12 protein-coding genes are annotated in these 18612 nt (G+C 64.5%); 7 read left to right on the plus strand and 5 right to left on the minus strand.

Translation table 11 applies throughout. The features are described from left to right. Positions 1 to 15 precede the first annotated feature (15 nt). The 3 genes from ABB27_RS05510 to ABB27_RS05520 all read left to right on the plus strand — a co-directional run bounded on the left by ABB27_RS05510 (position 16) and on the right by ABB27_RS05520 (position 6081). Positions 16 to 2082: a glycoside hydrolase family 97 protein gene (locus ABB27_RS05510; protein WP_057627231.1), complete on the plus strand. Its 2067-nt coding sequence runs from the start codon at positions 16 to 18 to the stop codon at positions 2080 to 2082. 330 nt (positions 2083 to 2412) lie between these two features. Beyond that, the gene (locus tag ABB27_RS05515; RefSeq protein WP_057627232.1) at positions 2413 to 5181 is read left to right on the plus strand and encodes a TonB-dependent receptor; all 2769 of its coding nucleotides are present in this window, start codon (positions 2413 to 2415) and stop codon (positions 5179 to 5181) included. Positions 5182 to 5349: 168 nt separating this feature from the next. Continuing rightward, positions 5350 to 6081 carry a DUF6348 family protein gene (locus ABB27_RS05520; protein WP_057627233.1) on the plus strand — a complete coding sequence of 244 codons (732 nt, stop codon included), beginning with the start codon at positions 5350 to 5352 and terminating at the stop codon, positions 6079 to 6081. Between the two features lie 333 nt (positions 6082 to 6414). Here ABB27_RS05520 and ABB27_RS05525 read toward each other — a convergent pair whose 3' ends face one another. Beyond that, positions 6415 to 8028 (minus strand): alpha-glucosidase, encoded by a 1614-nt coding sequence (locus ABB27_RS05525; protein ID WP_057627234.1) that lies wholly within the window; start codon positions 8026 to 8028, stop codon positions 6415 to 6417. 203 nt (positions 8029 to 8231) lie between these two features. On the opposite strand from ABB27_RS05525, the gene ABB27_RS05530 reads away from it, so the two are divergent. Both ABB27_RS05530 and ABB27_RS05535 read left to right on the plus strand, forming a co-directional pair. Next, positions 8232 to 9230 carry a polyprenyl synthetase family protein gene (locus tag ABB27_RS05530; RefSeq protein WP_057627235.1) on the plus strand — a complete coding sequence of 333 codons (999 nt, stop codon included), beginning with the start codon at positions 8232 to 8234 and terminating at the stop codon, positions 9228 to 9230. Positions 9231 to 9235: 5 nt separating this feature from the next. Then, the gene (locus ABB27_RS05535; protein WP_057627236.1) at positions 9236 to 9490 is read left to right on the plus strand and encodes a hypothetical protein; all 255 of its coding nucleotides are present in this window, start codon (positions 9236 to 9238) and stop codon (positions 9488 to 9490) included. Positions 9491 to 9825: 335 nt separating this feature from the next. Here the strand turns inward: ABB27_RS05535 and ABB27_RS05540 are convergent, their stop codons facing one another. The 4 genes from ABB27_RS05540 to ABB27_RS05555 form a co-directional block, all read right to left on the minus strand. Beyond that, a complete protein-coding gene (locus ABB27_RS05540; protein WP_057627237.1) occupies positions 9826 to 10623 on the minus strand; it encodes a dienelactone hydrolase family protein in 798 nt (265 codons plus the stop codon). Between the two features lie 205 nt (positions 10624 to 10828). Beyond that, on the minus strand, positions 10829 to 12235 hold the full coding sequence (murD, locus tag ABB27_RS05545) for a UDP-N-acetylmuramoyl-L-alanine--D-glutamate ligase (RefSeq protein WP_057627238.1): 1407 nt from the start codon (positions 12233 to 12235) through the stop codon (positions 10829 to 10831). Then, the gene (gene murL, locus ABB27_RS05550) at positions 12216 to 13598 is read right to left on the minus strand and encodes a UDP-N-acetyl-alpha-D-muramoyl-L-alanyl-L-glutamate epimerase (protein WP_057627239.1); all 1383 of its coding nucleotides are present in this window, start codon (positions 13596 to 13598) and stop codon (positions 12216 to 12218) included. Before murL ends, murD begins: the two co-directional genes overlap by 20 nt. Before the next feature lie 79 nt (positions 13599 to 13677). Beyond that, positions 13678 to 16281, minus strand: coding sequence for a bifunctional aspartate kinase/diaminopimelate decarboxylase (locus tag ABB27_RS05555; RefSeq protein ID WP_057627240.1), 2604 nt, complete (start codon positions 16279 to 16281; stop codon positions 13678 to 13680). 451 nt (positions 16282 to 16732) lie between these two features. Here ABB27_RS05555 and ABB27_RS05560 point away from each other — a divergent pair, with 451 nt between their 5' ends. Together ABB27_RS05560 and ABB27_RS05565 are read left to right on the plus strand one after the other, a co-directional pair. Then, positions 16733 to 17602 (plus strand): PhzF family phenazine biosynthesis protein, encoded by an 870-nt coding sequence (locus tag ABB27_RS05560; RefSeq protein WP_057627241.1) that lies wholly within the window; start codon positions 16733 to 16735, stop codon positions 17600 to 17602. A gap of 32 nt (positions 17603 to 17634) precedes the next feature. Continuing rightward, positions 17635 to 18495, plus strand: coding sequence for a PhzF family phenazine biosynthesis protein (locus ABB27_RS05565; protein WP_057627242.1), 861 nt, complete (start codon positions 17635 to 17637; stop codon positions 18493 to 18495). Positions 18496 to 18612: the final 117 nt, after the last annotated feature.

Here is an 18612-nt window from a genome sequence, read left to right on the forward strand (position 1 = left end):
GGAGTTGAGACCCGCATGGCCGATACACGTCCCACCCCTGCCCGCCTGTCGCTGAAAGCCGCCTTCGCGCTGCTGCTGATCAGCTGCCTGCCGGCCCACGCCGCCGACCTGGCGCGCGTCACCTCGCCCGACAAGCACCTGGTGGTGATCGTCGAATCCCAGCACGAGGGCCGCCCCTCGTACCGGGTGGAACGCAACGGCGAGGCGGTGATTGCGCCGTCGCGGCTGGGCATGTTGCTGGGCGATGGCCGGCTGGAGCGCAATGTCGCGCTGACCGGCCAGTCGCAGCGCAGCTTCGATGAAACCTGGGAGCAGCCGTGGGGCGAGCGCCGCCTCACCCGCAACCACTACAACGAGCTACGTGCCAGCTTCACCGAGAAGCCGGGCGCCGGCCGCAACTACGAGCGCCGCTTTGATGTCGTGTTCCGCGTCTACGACGATGGCATCGGCTTCCGCTACGAGTTCCCGCAGCAGTCCGGCATGAAGCAGGCGCAGATCCACGCCGAACTGACCGAATTCGCGCTGGCCCGCCCGGCGACCGCGTGGTGGATCCCCGCCTTCGAGTGGAACCGCGAGGAATACCTGTACCACCAGACGCCGCTGAAGGAAGTTGGCACCGCGCAGACCCCGCTGACCCTGCGCAGCGACAACGGCCTGCATATCTCCATCCATGAAGCCGCGCTGGTCGACTATGCCGGCATGAACCTGGCCCGCGGTGATGGCGACATCCTGCACGCCACGCTGACCCCGTCCAGCAGCGGTGCGCCGGTTGTGCGCGCCCTGCCCTTCAATACCCCGTGGCGCACCATCACCATCGGCGAAAAGGCCGGCGATCTGGCCGAATCCAGCCTGATCCTCAACCTCAACGAGCCCAACGCGATTGGCGATGTGAGCTGGTTCAAGCCGGCCAAATATGCCGGCGTGTGGTGGTCGCTGCACCTGGAAACCGAAACCTGGGCCACCGGCCCCAAGCACGGCGCCACCACCGCCAATACCCGCCGCTACATCGACTTTGCCGCCGAAAATGGCTTCCGCGGCGTACTGGTGGAAGGCTGGAACGTTGGCTGGGACGGCGACTGGTTCGCCAATGGCGAGGCTTTCGACTTCACCCGCGCCACGCCCGATTTCGACCTGCCCGGGCTTGCCAGCTATGCCGCCGGCAAGGGCGTGCACCTGATCGGCCACCATGAAACCGCTTGCGCGGTCAGCCATTACGAGCGGCAGCTGCCGGCAGCGCTGGATCTGTACGCGCGCAACGGCGTGGACGTGATCAAGACCGGCTATGTCTGCGACGCCGGCGACATCCACCGCCAGGATCAGGCCGATGGCCCGATCACCCGCGAATGGCACGAAGGCCAGTGGATGAGCAACCACAACCTGCGCGTGCTGCAGCAGGCCGCCGCCAAGCACATCGCGATCAACTCGCACGAGCCGATCAAGGACACCGGCCTGCGCCGCACCTACCCCAACTGGGTATCGCGCGAGGGTGCGCGCGGCATGGAATTCAACGCCTGGGGCAACCCGCCCAACCCGCCGGGCCATGAGGCCACGCTGGTGTTCACCCGCATGCTGGGCGGGCCGATGGATTACACGCCCGGCATCGTCAGCCTGAAGGGCCGCAACGGCCTGGCCCTGCGCAGCACCCTGGCCAAGCAACTCGCCTTGTACGTGGTGCTGTACAGCCCGGTGCAGATGGTGGCCGACCTGCCCGAGCATTACGCGCAGCATCCGGACGCCTTCCAGTTCATCAAGGACGTGGCGGTGGATTGGGAAGAAAGCCACGTCCTGAACGGCGAAGTCGGCCAATACGTGACGTTTGCACGCAAGGCCCGCGGCAGCCAGGAATGGTTCGTCGGCAGCGTCGGCAGCGAGACGCCGCAGGCGCTGGACGTGCCGCTGAGCTTCCTCGACGCGGGCAAGCGCTATCGCGCGGAAATCTACCGCGACGGTGACGGCGCCAACTGGCAAACCGCACCGTTTGCCTTCGTCCGCGAGACGCGCGAGGTCGGCCGTGGCGACCGTATCAAATTGCAGCTGGGCGCCGGTGGCGGCGCTGCGCTGCGGTTTGTACCGCTGGATTAAGCCCCTGTCGCACTGAAGCAAGGCGTTTCGGGCCTTGCTTCCCACCCGTCATTTTCCGCATCAATGGAGATGACGGCTTGAGGGCAGCGGCGCAGGTGCCCGCTGCCCTTTCCCTGTACAGACATCCAAAACCACCGCAGAAAGCGTTTTCAGACCTATCTGCCGCCCCTGCACGCCATTGAATACGTATGCAGGTCGGCGCCACGGCCTTGCGTGCTGATTACCATGCGAGACAGTCGCAAGCAGCGAAAAAAACAATGCGACGCATCCCCCGCACCCATGTGGGGGAGCAGAAAAGCAACCAACCGACATCACCTGGGAGAGGGGAGTATGTTGAACAACAAGCGCAACCTGCTGAGCGTTGCACTGGCTTCGGCCATCACGCTGGGCGCAACCGCCGCACACGCGCAGAGCGTGGACGACGAGGCCACTGCAAAAGCAAAGGCCCAGGCCACTGACCTGGATACCGTCACCGTTACCGGCATCCGCCGCGGCATCGAGAGTGCGATCTCGGTCAAGCGCGACTCGACCTCGATCGTGGAAGCCATCTCGGCCGAAGACATCGGCAAGTTGCCCGACGTCAGCATCGCCGAATCCATCGCCCGCCTGCCCGGCCTGGCTGCCCAGCGCGTCGCTGGCCGCGCCCAGGTGATCAGCGTGCGTGGCTTGTCGCCCGACTTCGCCACCACCCTGCTCAACGGCCGCGAAATGGTCAGCACCGGTGACAACCGCTCGGTGGAGTTCGACCAGTACCCGTCCGAACTGATCAGCGGCGTCACCGTCTACAAGACCCCCGACGCAGGCCTAGTTGGCCAGGGCCTGTCCGGCACGCTGGACCTGCAGACCGTGCGCCCGCTCAGCTACAACGAGCGCGTCATCGCCGTCAGCGGCCGCTACCAGAAGAACTCGCTGGGCGAAGCGGCCGGCGAAGATCCGTATGGCAACCGCCTCAATTTCAGCTACGTCGACAAGTTCGCCGACAACACCATCGGCCTGGCCATTGGCATCTCCCACTCGGAGATGTCCAAGCAGGAAAACCAGGTCGGCCTGTATGAGCCATGGCAGGCAATCGGTGACAACTGGCGCCCCGGCGTGGCTGAAGGCACCTATTACTCCGACGGCATCAAGGCCTTGCGCCGCACCGGCCATTCCAAGCGCGACGGGGTGATGGCAACCCTGCAGTTCCGGCCCAACAACAGCTGGACCAGCACGCTGGACACCTTCTACACCAAGGCCAAGGAATACGACACCGCCAACCAGATGGAAATCCATCTGGGCGACTACAACGGTGGCTATGACCGCCTGAACGTCACCGACGTGGTGGTCAACGGCAATGGCAGCTTCGTCAGCGGCGTGGCGCACAACGTCTACCCGCTGGTGCGCGGCATGTACAACAACCGCGAAGACACCATCAAGGCGGTTGGCTGGAACAACGAATTCACCTTCGGCGAGGTGCGCGTGGTGGCCGACGTCAGCTGGTCCAAGGCCGAGCGTGACGAACTGAACCTTGAGAACAACCTGCAGCTGCTGCCGGCGCCGATGCTGGATTCGGTCAAGCTGAATTTCGCAGGCGGCAGCTTCCCGCAGTTCACGCCCGGCCTTGATTATTCGGACTACAGCAAGCTCTACCTGACCAACACCATCTATGGTTCGGGTTACGGCAAGACCCCGCATGTTGACGACGAGCTGAAGGGCTTCAAGCTGGCTGCCACCTTCCCGGTACCGGAAGGCTTCACCTGGTTCTCCGACTTCGACGTTGGCGTCAACTACGCCGATCGCAGCAAGAACAAGACCCAGGCCGAAGGCAACATCAACCTGGGTGCCCAGGGCATCACCAACATCGCCGCTGACCTGCAGTACAAGCCGGTCAACCTGGGCTTTGCCGGCGCCGGCTATATCCCCGCCTGGAACGTACCGGCAGCGGTTGGCCGCTACATGCTGTTCAACCCGACCACCACCGAGAGCTACCTGATTCCGAAGCAGTGGACGGTGGATGAGAAGATCACCACCACCTTCCTGCGCGCCAACATCAGCACGCAGATCGGCTCGATCCCGGTACGCGGCAACGTCGGCATCCAGGCCCAGTACGCCGACCAATCCTCGCGCTCCAACTACTGGGACAGCTCGCAGGGCGTGGGCAATGAAGTTGTTCCGATCAACGAAGGCGAGAAGTACCTGGACTTCCTGCCCAGCCTGAACCTGGCGTTCGAGCTGCCGGCCGAGAACACCGTGCGTTTCGCCCTGGCCCGCCAGGTAGCGCGCCCGCGCGTGGATGAACTGCGTGCCTCGATGGAATTCGGCATGGACACCACCCTGGGCAAGCCCGGCGCCAGCGGCGGTAACCCGCATCTGCGTCCGTGGGTCGCCAACGCCGTGGACCTGTCCTGGGAAAAGTACTTCGGCAACAAGGCTTATGTGGCTGCTGCCGTGTTCTACAAGGACCTGAAGAGCTACATCTACACCGAAAAGCGTGACGGCTACGATTTCACCGACCAGGTAGCAGAGTGGCTGAAGGTTGACACCAATGAAGCCCAGTTGCAGCAGCCGGCGCAGATGACCGGCTACTACACCGCCCCGTTCAACGGCACCGGTGGCAGCCTGCGCGGCGCTGAACTGACCGCATCGTTGCCGCTGGATCTGTTCTCCGACGCCCTGCGCGGCTTCGGCGTGGTGGCCAGCGCCAGCTTCAACGACAGCGACATCAAGATCAAGCCCGATCCGGGCACCACCTCCAGCGTTGGCAGCGATCCGATCATGCTGCCGGGCCTGTCCAAGCGCGTTTACAACTTCACCGCCTACTACGAGAACAGCGGCTTTGAAGTGCGTTTGAACCAGCGCAAGCGTTCGGACTTCATCGGTGAGATCGGCAACTTCAACGGCGCCCGCACCCTGCGTTATGTGAAGGGTGAGAACGTGCTGGATGCGCAGGTAGGCTACAGCTTCGCCGACAGCACCATGTTCAGCGGCCTGAGCCTGTTCCTGCAGGCCAGCAACCTGACCAACTCCAAGTACGAAACCTATGCCGGCACCAAGGATCGTCCGCTGGAAACCGTGGAATGGGGCCGCACCTACCAGGTGGGTGTGAACTACAAGTTCTGATCTGCCATATCGCGATGTAACGAAGGCCCGCTGCCAAGGCAGCGGGCCTTTGTTGTGTTCGCTGAAGTGCTAGCCGGCACCGTAGGGAGCTTGGCAGCAAGACGGGCTTTCAGCTAACGTCACTGCGTTGTGTCGAATCAAACCAACCGTCAACAAGGACGCTGACCCATGGATTTTCTGCGCCGGCTGCTGCGCAAACAGCACAACGAGCACCCAATAGAGCTACGTCAGCTGCATGCCGCCCTCAAGGCCCACCACCGCTCCGCCCGGATCGAAGCCGATCACATCCGCCTCGACAATGGAGTCTGCGTACGTACCCAGTTGATCGAAACCCATGCTTTCTCCAACGGCGGGGTCAGGACGGCTACAGCCACGCTGACATCGCATGGCACTGCCTTCCCTGACGGTCTATACGAGTACCAGCATGCAAGCGGTGCGGATGTGGAAAGCGCACTGCACAATGGTTTTGATACCTGGGCCAGAACGGATCTGGTTGCCATTCTCGATGCGCTGGCAGTACAGCCGGAACACTGCACGACGATGGAGCTCGACTTGCCCAGCGATGCCAAGCAAGGTCCACGTTGCCGGCAAGTCGTGTTCGGGCCCACTGCCCGTTACGCCGCCAGCCCTGCCGCGGAGGAAGCAGACCATGGGTTCTGTCCGTGCTGCCTGTTCACCAACAGCCGTGCAGCTTTCCAATCAAGCCTGGCCGCTGAGGGAGTGCTGGGCATCCGTATCTTCGTGAATCGAGACAGCGATGGTGAGTTCACTGCGGACTGCAGGGTCAATGGGCAGGATCACCCTGAGGCCCTACCCTTGCTGATCGAATACGCCAGAAGCTGGCCTGGCGAAGGCAATGAGTTCCGCAAGCAATATGTCGTTATCCGCGATAAGCCTTGAGCGTTGTTCACTGACCATCACATTCGAGGTGACGCAAGTGCATGCTCCACAGCAAATCCTTGGGGATCTGGCGTTGAGCTTTGGCTTTGAGCTTTGGCTTTAGATTTCGCTCTGCACTATTGCTCTGGAATTTCCCTTCTCCCGCTTGCGGGGGAAGGTGCCCGGAGGGCGGATGGGGGAGCTTTGGGTTTGGCTTGCTTTTAAAAGCGCCCTCACCCCAACCCCTCTCCCGCAGGCGGGAGAGGGGCTTAGATCAAGAGCAAAATCAAAATCAAAAGCAAAAAAAAGGCGGAGATGCTATCTCCGCCCGCACAAAAGAGAGAACAACAAAACTCAGCTGCGACGCGCGCAATACACCGCGTGCCCAGGCAATACCAATTCGCCAGACTCCACCGCGCCCGCCACCGGGCCCGGCACGTCCAGCGCCTGCCATTCACCCGCCGGCAAACCGTGCCGCACGGTGTCACCCGACAGGTTGAAGGCCAGCAACAAGGTTTCATCCCCCGCCTGGCGCTCAAACAACAACACCGGCTCGGCGCTGTCCAGGAAACGAATGGAACCGCCCACCAACGCCGGATGCGCCTTGCGCCAGCCCATGAAGCAGCGGAACGCGTGCAATACCGAATCAGCATCCACTTCCTGCGCCTGCACCGACAGCGCCTGATGCTCGGCCGGAATCGGCAGCCATGGCTTGCCGGTGGTGAATCCCGCCAGCGCCCCATCGGTCCACGGCATCGGCGTGCGACACCCATCGCGCCCCTTGAAGTTCGGCCAGAAGGTGATGCCATACGGGTCCTGCAGCGCCTCAAACGGCACATCCGCTTCGCCCAAGCCCAACTCTTCACCCTGGTAGATGCACACCGAACCGCGCAGTGAGCACACCAGCGCAGCCAACATCTTGGCCAGCGACGGCTGGGCCGGATGCCCGCCCCAACGGGTCACCGCACGCTGCACATCGTGGTTGGACACCGCCCAGCACGGCCAGGCCTCGCCCATTGCCGCTTCCAACCGCTCGACCGTGCCGCGGATATAGGCGGCGCTGTAATCGTCCACCAGCAGCTCGAAGCTATAGCCCATGTGCAGCCGGCCCGGCGCGGTGTACTCGGCGGTTGTGGCCAGCGAATCCTCCGAGGAGATTTCGCCCAGCGTTACCGCTTCCGGGTACTGATCCAGCAAGCCACGCAGGCGCTCGAGGAAGCCAATGTTCTCGGGCCGGGTGTTGTTGTAATAGTGGTACTGGAACGCGTACGGATTGTCCGGGCTGAAACCACGCCCCACCCGCTCGCTTTCCGGCTTGGGCGGGTTGTCGCGCAGCTGCGCGTCGTGGAAGCAGAAGTTGATCGAATCCAGACGGAAGCCATCCACGCCGCGATCCAGCCAGAACTTCACATAGTCCAGCGTTGCCTGCTGCACGGCCGGATTATGGAAATCCAGGTCCGGCTGCGAGGCCAGGAAGTTGTGCAGGAAGTACTGGCGGCGACGCGGCTCCCACTGCCAGGCCACCCCGCCAAAGATCGACAGCCAGTTGTTGGGCGGGCTGCCGTCAGCACGCGCATCGGCCCACACGTACCAGTCGGCCTTGGGATTGTCGCGGCTCTCGCGGCTTTCCTTGAACCAGGCATGCTCCACCGAGGTATGGCTGAACACCTGGTCGATCATCACCTTCAGGCCCAGCGCATGCGCCTTGGCCAGCAAGCGGTCGAAGTCGGCCAGGTTGCCGAACAAGGGGTCCACATCGCGGTAGTCGGCAATGTCGTAACCAAAGTCGGCCATAGGCGACTTGAAGAACGGCGACACCCAGATCGCGTCCACGCCCAGCGAGGCCACATAATCCAGGCGCTCGATGATGCCCGGCAGGTCGCCGACGCCGTCGCCATTGGTGTCCAGGTAGCTGCGCGGGTAAATCTGGTAGATGACGGCACCGCGCCACCACGAAGTCTTGGACATCGAACGCCCCCCTACGGGCTGCATTGCCCCTGCAAAGGGGCCGCGAAATGTATGCCGGCCAGCTTAGCGTTGGTGCTTTGCCGGCGGTGTTGCTTGCATACGTATTCACTGCGCAAAGGCCCGGTTCTGTTCGGTTTTTGGCCCCGACGGGCCGCATCGGCCCACACCGCCTATAATCCCCCGGTACCCCCCGAAGTCTTCCTATGAGCATCGCTGAACATATCCGCCCCGCGCTGGGCCTGCCTGCCATCCAGACCCTCGCCGCAGCGGACATGGCTGCCGTAGATGCCCTGATCCGTCGCCGCCTGTCCTCGGACGTGGTGCTGATCAACCAGATCGCCGACCACATCGTCTCGGCCGGCGGCAAACGCCTGCGGCCGATGCTGGTGATGCTGGCCGGCCATGCGGTCGGCGGCGCCGGCCCGGAACACCACCAGCTGGCGGCGATCATCGAGTTCATCCACACCTCCACCCTGCTGCACGACGATGTGGTGGACGAATCGGACCTGCGCCGTGGCCGCAGCACCGCCAACGCCCTGTGGGGCAATGCCCCCAGCGTGCTGGTCGGTGACTTCCTGTACTCGCGCAGTTTCCAGCTGATGGTGGAACTGGAGCGTATGCCGGTGATGCAGATCCTGGCCGACACCACCAACCGCATCGCCGAAGGCGAGGTACTGCAGTTGCTGCACGTGCATAACCCGGACACCGACGAGGACGCCTACCTGCGCGTGATCGAGCGCAAGACCGCGGTGCTGTTCGCCGCCGGTACCCGCCTGGGCGCGCTGGCCACCGGTGCCGATGAAGCCGTGCAGCAGAAGCTCTACGACTACGGCATGCACCTGGGTTACGCCTTCCAGATCGCCGACGACGTGCTGGACTATTCGGCCAATGCCGACGAATTGGGCAAGAACTTGGGCGACGACCTGGCCGAAGGCAAGGCCACCTTGCCGCTGATCCATGCCATGGCGCATTCGGATGAAGCGGTTCGCCAACGCCTGCGCGAGATCGTGCAGGACGGCGATGCCAGCGCAATGCCGGAAGTGCTGGCCGCCATCCACGCCACCGGCGGCCTGGAATACAGCCGCAAGCGCGCCGTGGAATATGCCAACGCCGCCGAGCAGGCCTTGGATGGCCTGCCGGAAACCGAGGCGATTGCTGCCCTGCGTGGCCTGGCCCGTTACGCCATCGAACGGAGTCACTGATCGCAATGGCTGGCCTGCAGCAGTTCCCGGATGACGAGCGCGCCGTGTTGTTGGCGGTCAAAGGCGTCGGCGCCACCGTGGTTTCACGCTTGGAGCAGCTGGGATTTCATTCGCTGGCACAGCTGGCCGAAGCCGACACCGGCGATGTCGTCAGCCAGGCATCGGCGATGCTGGGCAGCAGCTGCTGGCGCAACAGCCCGCAGGCAAGGGCGGCGATCAGTGGGGCGATAGCCGCGGCGCAGAGCCGGACGCCTTTGTAGGAGCGTCGTAAACCGCGAAGCCACAGCTGTTCCCGGCGCCGCTTGGCACGAACCACCATGACCGCATCCCGCGTGGAGAGCATTTGCCGCGATCTGACAGATAGTCAGCTTCGCGGCTTACGCCGCTCCTACAGCGTATGGATTGCTGGTGAAGCCCCAGCCGAGCATGGCTCGGCACTACGCTCCCTCCCTTTCGCGTAGCGAAGGGGAGGGTTGGGGAGGGGTAAGCTTTATCGCTTCTGATCTGGCTTGAGCTTCGCGGCTCACGCCGCTCCCACAATCTGTTGGATTGCTGGTGACGCCCCTGCCGAGCATGGCTCGGCACTACCTAAGCCTTAGTCGCCCAGGCGTTCTTCCAGGAAGTTGTCCATCATCTTCCAGGCGCGTTTTGCTGCGCGCGGGTCGTAGAGGCAGCCCGGCGGGCTGTTGGCGTCGGCTTCGGCGAAGCAATGCACGGCGCCGCTGAAATTGACGAACTGCCAATCGGCCTTGGCCGCATCCATTTCCGTACCGAAGTTGGCAATGTCCTCGGCGCTGACGCCACGATCCGCCGCGCCATTGAGAACCAGCATCGGCACCTTGCCGCTACCTGCCGCGGCCGGCGCAGGCGTGGACAGCCCGCCATGCAGGCTCACTACCCCGGCCAGCGGCATGCCGGCACGGGCCATTTCCAGCACGGTGGTGCCGCCGAAGCAGAAGCCTACGGCTGCAATATGGTTTGCATCCAAGGGGGCCTTGCCTGCCTGTGCCTTCAAGGCATCCAGTGCCGCCGCCGCGCGGCTGCGCAGCAGAGCGCGATCCTCGCGCAACGGTTTGGAGGCTGCCGCCGCGGCATCGTTGTCCTGCGGCCGCACGTTCTTGCCGTAGACATCGGCTACCAGCACAACATAGTCATCGCCGGCGATCTGCTCGGCCTTGGCCACCGCCGAGTCATTGACCCCGCGCCAATTGGGCACCATCACCACGCCGGGACGGCGGGCATCGCCTTCATCGTCATAGACCAGCACGCCGCTGTAGGTCGTCCCCTGCAGCTGCCATTCGACCGGGCGGTGCTGCATCTTCGCGAAGGCGGGGATGGATGCGGTGACACACAAGGCCAATACCGCCAACTGCATTTTCCGTGCTGCGCGCATGGGACTGCTCCGGTCTGGGGTGTGTGGCGAGTCTAGGCGCTGGGTGTTCTTAGAGCAAAAGCTTGCCCTCACCCCAACCCCTCTCCCGTGTACGGGAGAGGGGCTAGTGCACTAGCCGCTGACGGAAACCGAGCCCCTCTCCTGCGGGAGAGGGGTTGGGGTGAGGGCAAGCTGATCGCGCGAGCCATCAGCCCGCACATCAAGCTCAACCAATCCCCAACCCAGGAATCGCACTGATGCTGTCCGGATCAAACCCAGCCAGCTCGGCGAAGTGCCGCCCGCGCGCAACATAGTCCTTGTAAGCACCAAAGCTCGGCGCGCCCGGCGACAGCAGCACTACCCCGCCCTGCTCGCCCAACGCTGCACGCGCCAACTCCACTGCGTGCGGCAAGTCGCCCGCAGCATGCAGACCAAATCCACCGGCCTCAGCCAGCGGCGCCAGCAGCGCATTGATGCGTGGCCCGTTCGCGCCCATGGTCACGATCTCGACCGGCGCGCCAACGCGCATGTGCTCGGCAAAATCGTGCCAATCCAGGCCACGGTCATGGCCGCCCACCAGCAGCGCGATGCGCTGGCCGGCAAAACAATCCAAGGCAGCAAGCGACGCATGCGGCGTGGTGCTGATCGAGTCATTGACCCATTGCAGGCCGTCGCGTTCACCCAAAAGCTGCAAGCGATTCGGCAATGGCCGGAAGCTCTGCACTGCAGGTGCCAATGCAACCGCATCCAGCCCCAGCGCTTCCAGCGCGGCCAGTACAGCGCACAGGTTGCCGCGGTTATGCCGGCCCGGCAGCGGCGTGTTCGAGGTATCGAATACCGGCTGCGTGCCGCGATGCACGACTTCGCCAACCATATGCCAGCCTTCGGGCTGGTTGAACCAGACAATTTCGCTGTGCGGCAGCTGCAGTACGCGCAGGTGCTCGTCGGCCGCATTGAGCACGGCAACACGCGGATGCCCGCCGGTCACCAACGACAGCTTGTCGTCGATGTAGCGCTGCTCGCTGCCGTGCCAGTCCAGATGTTCCGGGAAGATGTTCAGGACGATGGCCACGTCCGGACGCACGCCACTGCGCGCCACTTCGCCGGTCTGGTAGCTGGACAGTTCAACCGCCCAGTATTCCGGTGCCGGTTGCGGGTCCAGCGCCTCAAGCAGCGGCAGGCCGATATTGCCGATCAGGCCGGTGCGATGGCCGGCAGCACGCAGCAGGTGCGCCAGCAGCGAGGTGGTGGTGCTCTTGCCCTTGGTGCCGGTCACGCAGACCGTATTGGGCAGCGCACCGTTCGCATCGGCGTGTTCGCTGAACCACAGCGAGGTACCGCCGATGAACTGCGTGCCCTGGACCAGGGCGTACTGCGCCTCGGCCTTGTAAGGACTGATGCCGGGCGACTTGATCACCACCTCGAAGCGCGCCAGCGCCTCGCCGCTTACATCGGTTTCCACCTGCAGGGCGCCTGCGGTTTCGGCGCGTGCTGCGTCCGCTTCGGCAGCCGGACAGAACAGGGTCAGCGCGAGTGTTGGCAGCCGCGCCTGCAATACCTGGAACGCGGCACGGCCCTCACGGCCCCAGCCCCACAGCGCGACACGCTTGCCTTCAAGCTGCGAAATTCGCACGCAGACGCTCCCACAGTTCTGCCGGGATGCGGTGTTCACCGTCGATGACCAGCAGCGGTTCGATCTGCAGTTCATCGGCCGACAGGGTCGGCTGGATCAGGTTGGCGAAGCGCTTGACCAGCACGTCTTCCTTCCATTCCGGTCGCGATGCCAGGGTGGCCATCGCCGCACGCGATTCCTTGCCCTCGCCCACGCACTCGAACGGCTTGTGGTCCTGGAACTCCAGCAACGCGTCGTAGCCGCCGGCCTGCTCGCTGTCATCCAGCAGATTGCGGCCAAAGATGCGCACCAGACGCATCTTCGGCATGAACGGTGCCAGCGCCAGGAACACGAAGTGGCACTTCGGGCAGACGCCGCACCAACGGTTCACCGGGCGCTCGCCGAGAATGTGGAAATTGCGGTTGCAGCTGGAGAAATGCGCGTCGTAGAAATCGGTCTTGGCGAACTGGCGGGCCACCGCCAGCTCCGACAAGGGGCGCAGCAGCGAGTAGTAGTTCAGGTCGGCGGCGATGTACTGCTGCACGTATTCGCCAAACGCCTTCTCGAAGGCCCAGCCCTTGGACCACTGGTGGTTCACTTCGCCGGTGCCGGCGATCTGGCTGCCATAGCTGGCCGAGCGTTCGTTGGAGAACACCACCTGGTCCATACCCTGCACCACCGCTGCCAGCACCATGATCGCCGAGTTCACCGCGGTGACCGGGATATGGCCGTTCCAGGCGCCTTGGCGGTTGAGCTCGAACAGTTCCGGCGCCAACGTGCGGCCGATGTTGAGCGTGGGCAGGCCTGTGCGCTCGGCACAGGCACGGATCAGCTGCGAGCCGCCGATCCAGGTGACGGTTTCGGCCACGCCGGCATTGCGCAGGGCTTCGATGCTGACCAGCGAGTCCTTGCCGCCGCCGATGGCTACCAGGGCGTGGTGGGTCAGGTTGAGATTGGGCGCAGAAGCACCCTCACCCCAACCCCTCTCCCGGGGGGAGAGGGGCTCAGTCACCGGCAGCTTGAACCTGTCGCGCAGGTTCAGGCCGTTGCGGTAGGCGAATTCACCCAGGCCGTTGAAGTACACCGTTTCCACCAGCGCGGCGGTGGCCGCGTCGATGGCGTAGCTGTCGATGCTTACCTGCGCCGGTACCGCTGCCTTGTAGTAACTCACACCGGCAATCAGGTGCAGCAGCTGCAGCGCGCGTTGCACCGCTGCGGCGCGGTCGCCGTCCAGCTGGAACGGTGCACCCGGCACGGTGACGGTCTCGGTCATCTCCGGGCCGTCGTCGAAGGCGTATACCAGCTGCGCAACGCCGGTGTCCGCGGCGAAATCGCAGCGGACGAAGCGGAAGCGGGAAACCTGGTCTTTATCAAAAGCTGTCATGGCGTATCCGAATCAAACGAACCGTTTTCGCGCGGTGGCGCGGCGGGACGACAAAGAGGTGTGCAGGGAACGAACAGCATCATGCATCGATGATGTCCTCGCGCGGCAAGGCGCGCTGGTTATAGGTACTGGCCATGCTGAAGCCATAGGCGCCGGCATCGGCGATCAGCATCACATCGCCGTGTGCGGTGGCCGCCGGCAGCTTCACCCGCTGCGCGAACACGTCGCTGGACTCACAGATCGGGCCGACCACGCTGAAATCAACGTCGCGGGCATCGCCCAGGCGGCTGAGGTTGGCGATGTCGTGCCAGGCGTCGTACAGCGCCGGGCGCAGCAAGGCGTTCATGCCGGCATCCAGGCCAACACGGCGCACGCCGTCCTTTTCCACCACCTGCGTGGCGTGGGTCAGCAGCACTCCGCATTCGGCGACCATGAAGCGGCCCGGCTCGATCGCCAGCTGGAAGGCCGGGTGCACGGCTTTGATATCGGCCAGGCCAGCAGCCCAGGCTTCCAGATCAAATGGCTCGTCGTCGTCGCTGTAAGGCACCGGCAGGCCGCCGCCGATATCGAGGATCTCGACGCTGCCGATACGGCGGGCGAAGCCGGCCATTTCATCGACCATCTGCTTCCAGTGACCGCTGTTCTCGATGCCGCTGCCCAGGTGCGCATGCACGCCGGTGATGCGGATATCCAGCGCGCGGGCGGCGGCAATGAACTCATCCACGCGCAGCGCGGACAGGCCGAACTTGGACTCCTTGCCGCCGGTGTTCACCTTCTTGTGGTGGCCGTCGCCGTGGCCCAGATCGATACGCAGCCACAGCTTGCGGCCACGGAAAACCTCCGGCCAGTTCTGCAGCAGCTCGACATTGTCGACGGTGACGTTGACGCCACGCGCCAGCACGGCCTGGTACTCGGTGATCGGCGCAAAGCTCGGCGTGAACAGCACGCGCTCGGGGCTGATATCCGGCACCGAGGCGAACACCAGTTCCACCTCGCCCTGCGATACACATTCCAGGCCGAAACCTTCAGCGGCCAGCGTGCGCAGGATCTGCGGATGCGAGTTGGCCTTGATCGCGTAGAAGCGGCGATCGATGGCGCTGATCGCATTCAACTGGCGGGCGCGTTCGCGCACCTTGTCCAGATCGTAGACGTAGGCCGGCGTACCCTGCGCAGCCAGTTCCAGCAGCCGCTGCTGGCGCGCCGGTGCCTGCCACCACGGCGTCTGCCGCGGGCGGATGCTGCCGATGATTTCGCGCCAGCGCGGGCCGAACACGTGTTCTTCGTAAACCGGCATGGCGCCGCTGTCGATCAGCTCTGCGTGCAGGATCGGCAACAGGCCGTCGGCGTCGGCTTCGTCGATGACGAAGGTCAGGTTCAAGTCGTTGGAGGACTGCGAAATCATGTGCACGCGCTCCTTGCCGAACGTGGCCCACACGTCCGAGAGCTTGTACAGCAGCGAGCGCATGCCGCGGCCAACCAGGGTGATGGCCGCGCACGGCACGATCACCTTGACCTTGCAGATCTGCGACAGGTCGGCCGACAACGCGGCCAGCACATCGGTGTTGACCAGGTTTTCAGACGGGTCCAGCGACACGGTGACGTTGGTCTCGGCCGAACCGATCAGGTCCACCGACAGGCCGTGCTTCTTGAACAGGTTGAACACGTCGGACAGGAAGCCGACCTGCTGCCACATGCCGATGCCTTCCATCGAGATCAGCACGATGCCGTTGCGGCGGCTGATCGCCTTCACCCCCGGCACCGGCTCGGCCGCGCCGTCGATGCTGGTGCCCGGCATGTGCGGGCGCTCGGTATCGAGGATGGCCATCGGTACGCCGGCATCGCGGCAGGGCTTGATCGAGCGCGGGTGCAATACCTTGGCGCCGGTGGTGGCGATTTCCTGTGCTTCGTAATAATCCAGGCGGGTCAGCAGGCGCGCGTCCGGTACGTCCTTGGGGTTGGCGCTGAACATGCCCGGCACGTCGGTCCAGATCTCCACGCGGCTGGCGCCGAGCAGTGCACCGAAGTACGCCGCCGAGGTATCCGAACCACCGCGGCCAAGGATGGCGGTGCCGCCGTCACCGTGGCGGGCGATGAAGCCCTGGGTGATCAGCATGCGCGTCGGCTGGGCCGAAAAACGCTGCTTGAAGTCGCCGCCGCCCTGCCACTGGCAATTCACCGACAGGCGTTGCGACCATTCGGTCTGGTTCGGCGCGGCCGGAAGTGCATTGAGCCATTCGCGCGCGTCCATCCAGCCGAAATCCAGGCCGGTGCTGCGCAGATAGGCGGCACCGACGCTGGAGGACAGCAGTTCGCCCTGGCCCAGCACGTCGGCCTGCCAGTCCAACGGACGGCTGGCCGCACGCGGGTCATCCAGCAGCGCCTGCAGGGCGGCCAGACGTTCAGCCAGTACCTCGGTGCCCAGCTCCAGCTCGGCCAGGAACTCGTTGTGGCGGGCGACCAGCGCCTCCACTCGTGCGCGACTGTCGGCGGCGCCGTCAGCAATGGCGGTCAATTCATTGGTGACGCCGGACAAGGCCGACACCACCACCAGCACCCTGCCGCCGGTCTCGTCTGCCCGTTTTTTCGCCAACTGACCGATCGTGTTCCAGCGATGACGACGCGACACCGAGGTGCCACCGAACTTGAGGACGATCCAGCGATCAGCAATTGGGGAAGCAGACATTGGCTTTGAGGGTTCACAGGTGGGAGAAAGACCCGGCAACGCGGGCGGAACTCCCGATTCTATGCCAAGGCCGTTGAGGCAGGACGGCTGAGTTACCAGCGATACCATCGCCGCCCGGCCTCCCCTCCCGGGGTCAAGAAAGTAGCATTTGCAACGATCCGGGTCATCTTTGGATGAATGGGTGCTGCTGGGGGCCGGCCCGAGCCTGGCCTTGGACCCTGTTTTCAAGGCCGTCATCCGCGCACAGGGCAGGTTCTCGGCCCAGCCAGATCGGGCCAGAGCATTCGCCGTAAGCTTTGGTCCGCAGGCAGGAAACACGCAGCGCAGGTGCCTCACGCCCGCGCGGCCACGCCGATGCAGGGTTTACAGGATTGGCTTGAAAGCCGCCTCCCGCTGGCACTTTCCCGCAACGCGCCTAAGCTGCCACGTCCCTGCCCCACTACAAAGAACCATGTCCCCGCGCCGCTACCTGCAATTGGATGTCTTCGCTGCCCGCGCCGGTTACGGCAATCCGCTGGGCGTCATCCTCGACAGCGACGGCCTGGACAGCAACGCCATGCAGGCCCTCGCCGCCTGGCTGAACCTGTCCGAGACCATCTTCTTCCTGCCACCGGACGAAGGCGCCAGCTACCGCATCCGCATTTTCACCCCCAGCAGCGAGCTGCCGTTCGCCGGCCACCCCAGCGTCGGCGCGGCCTGGGCGGCGGTCACCTGCGGGCTGGCACAGGCAGATGAAGGCAGGTTGATACAGCAGTGCGCAGCGGGCCTGCTGCCGGTACAGGTAAGCGGGCCAGCCGGCGCCCCAACCATCCTGTTGGCCAGCCCCTCTGCGCAACAGCAGCAGACGATGCCGGGCGCTGTACCGGAACAGTTGCAGGCCTTGATCTCCCCCGGCCATGTTCCCGAACTCTGGGACAACGGCCCACGTTGGTGGTTGCTACCGGCGCGCGATGCGGCAAGCGTGCGCACTCTGGTGCCGGACATGGCCGCCATACGCGACTGGAGCCATGCCACGGATGCAACCGGTGTGGCCGTTTTCGCAGCCGAAGCCGGCACAGATCACGCCCTGGTGGTGCGCGTCTTCTGCCCGGCCGACTCGGCGAGCGTGCCCGAGGATCCGGTCACCGGCAGTGCCAATGCGCTGATCGCGGCGTGGTTGCAGCAACGCAGGCAACTACCGGGCAGTGATGGCAGCTATGTCGCCAGCCAAGGCCGCGAGGTCGGACGCGATGGCCGCGTGCAGGTAGCAATCGATGCGCAGGGCACGGTCTGGATTGGCGGCCAGGTCCAGCCGGTTATCGATGCACAGGTGCACTGGTAAGCTGCCGGGCCGTCGTCTGGAACCTGTTCGTAATGTCCGCTCGCCGCTATCTGCAGTTGGATGTATTCGCCGCCCGCCCAGGCACCGGCAATCCGCTGGGCGTCATCGTCGACAGTGAAGGGCTGGATGACATCGCCCTGCAGGCCATTGCCGCCTGGCTGAATCTGTCCGAGACCATTTTCTTCCTGCCGCCGGATGAAGGCGCCAGCTATCGCATCCGCATTTTCACCCCAAAGGGTGAACTGCCCTTTGCCGGGCACCCCAGCGTGGGTGCCGCCTGGGCCGCGGTGGAGCTGGGGCTGGCCACGCCCGATGACAACGGCCAATTGGTCCAGCAATGCGCGGCCGGGTTGCTGCCGGTGCGGGTACAGGGCGGCCGTTGGTTCCGCCAGATCCACGTGCGCAGCCCGCAGGCCGAACGCCGCGATACCGTCATCGACAAGCTGCCCGACGGCCTGGCGGCCCTGGCCAAGCCCGGCCACAGCCCGGAACTGTGGAACAACGGCCCGGACTGGTGGCTGCTGGAAGCCGGCAGCGAAGCCGCCCTGCGCCGCTACAAGCCCGAGCTCGCCGCCATCGCGGCCCTGCCCGGCCGCGGCAAGCTGGCGATCTATGCCGCCGCCGACCGCCCCGACGTTGGCTACCAATACGTGGTGCGCGCCTTCGCCCCGGGCGTTGGCATCAACGAAGACCCGGTTACCGGCAGCGCCAATGCGCTGGTCGCCGCGCAGCTGCTGCAACAGGGGCGGATCAAGCCGTTCCAGCAATACCTCGCCAGCCAGGGCCGCGAGCTCGGCCGCAACGGCGAAGTGCGGGTGGAAGTGGATGCGGAGTCCAACATCTGGATTGGCGGTGAGGTGCAGCAGGTGATTGCGGGACAGATTGAGTGGTGAGAGCGCAAGCCATGCGTGAATGTCTCCCCTCTCCCGTTTACGGGACTGCAGCCCCCTTCTTGGGGGAAGGTGCCCAAAGGGCGGATGAGGGGAAGCGTGCGGAAGCACGCATGCTCT

Origin of the sequence: Stenotrophomonas terrae (assembly GCF_001431465.1) — a bacterium.
GTDB classification, from domain to species: Bacteria; Pseudomonadota; Gammaproteobacteria; order Xanthomonadales; family Xanthomonadaceae; genus Stenotrophomonas; species Stenotrophomonas terrae.

What these genes read in the sequence shown, in the direction of transcription:
- ABB27_RS05525 (WP_057627234.1), bottom strand. Translation starts at nt 8,028, where the DNA reads ATGTCCAAGACTTCGTGGTGGCGCGGTGCCGTCATCTACCAGATTTAC.
- ABB27_RS05510 (WP_057627231.1), top strand. Translation starts at nt 16, where the DNA reads ATGGCCGATACACGTCCCACCCCTGCCCGCCTGTCGCTGAAAGCCGCC.
- ABB27_RS05535 (WP_057627236.1), top strand. Translation starts at nt 9,236, where the DNA reads ATGGCTGGCCTGCAGCAGTTCCCGGATGACGAGCGCGCCGTGTTGTTG.
- ABB27_RS05515 (WP_057627232.1), top strand. Translation starts at nt 2,413, where the DNA reads ATGTTGAACAACAAGCGCAACCTGCTGAGCGTTGCACTGGCTTCGGCC.
- murL (WP_057627239.1), bottom strand. Translation starts at nt 13,598, where the DNA reads ATGACAGCTTTTGATAAAGACCAGGTTTCCCGCTTCCGCTTCGTCCGC.
- ABB27_RS05560 (WP_057627241.1), top strand. Translation starts at nt 16,733, where the DNA reads ATGTCCCCGCGCCGCTACCTGCAATTGGATGTCTTCGCTGCCCGCGCC.
- ABB27_RS05555 (WP_057627240.1), bottom strand. Translation starts at nt 16,281, where the DNA reads ATGTCTGCTTCCCCAATTGCTGATCGCTGGATCGTCCTCAAGTTCGGT.
- ABB27_RS05565 (WP_057627242.1), top strand. Translation starts at nt 17,635, where the DNA reads ATGTCCGCTCGCCGCTATCTGCAGTTGGATGTATTCGCCGCCCGCCCA.
- ABB27_RS05540 (WP_057627237.1), bottom strand. Translation starts at nt 10,623, where the DNA reads ATGCGCGCAGCACGGAAAATGCAGTTGGCGGTATTGGCCTTGTGTGTC.
- ABB27_RS05530 (WP_057627235.1), top strand. Translation starts at nt 8,232, where the DNA reads ATGAGCATCGCTGAACATATCCGCCCCGCGCTGGGCCTGCCTGCCATC.
- ABB27_RS05520 (WP_057627233.1), top strand. Translation starts at nt 5,350, where the DNA reads ATGGATTTTCTGCGCCGGCTGCTGCGCAAACAGCACAACGAGCACCCA.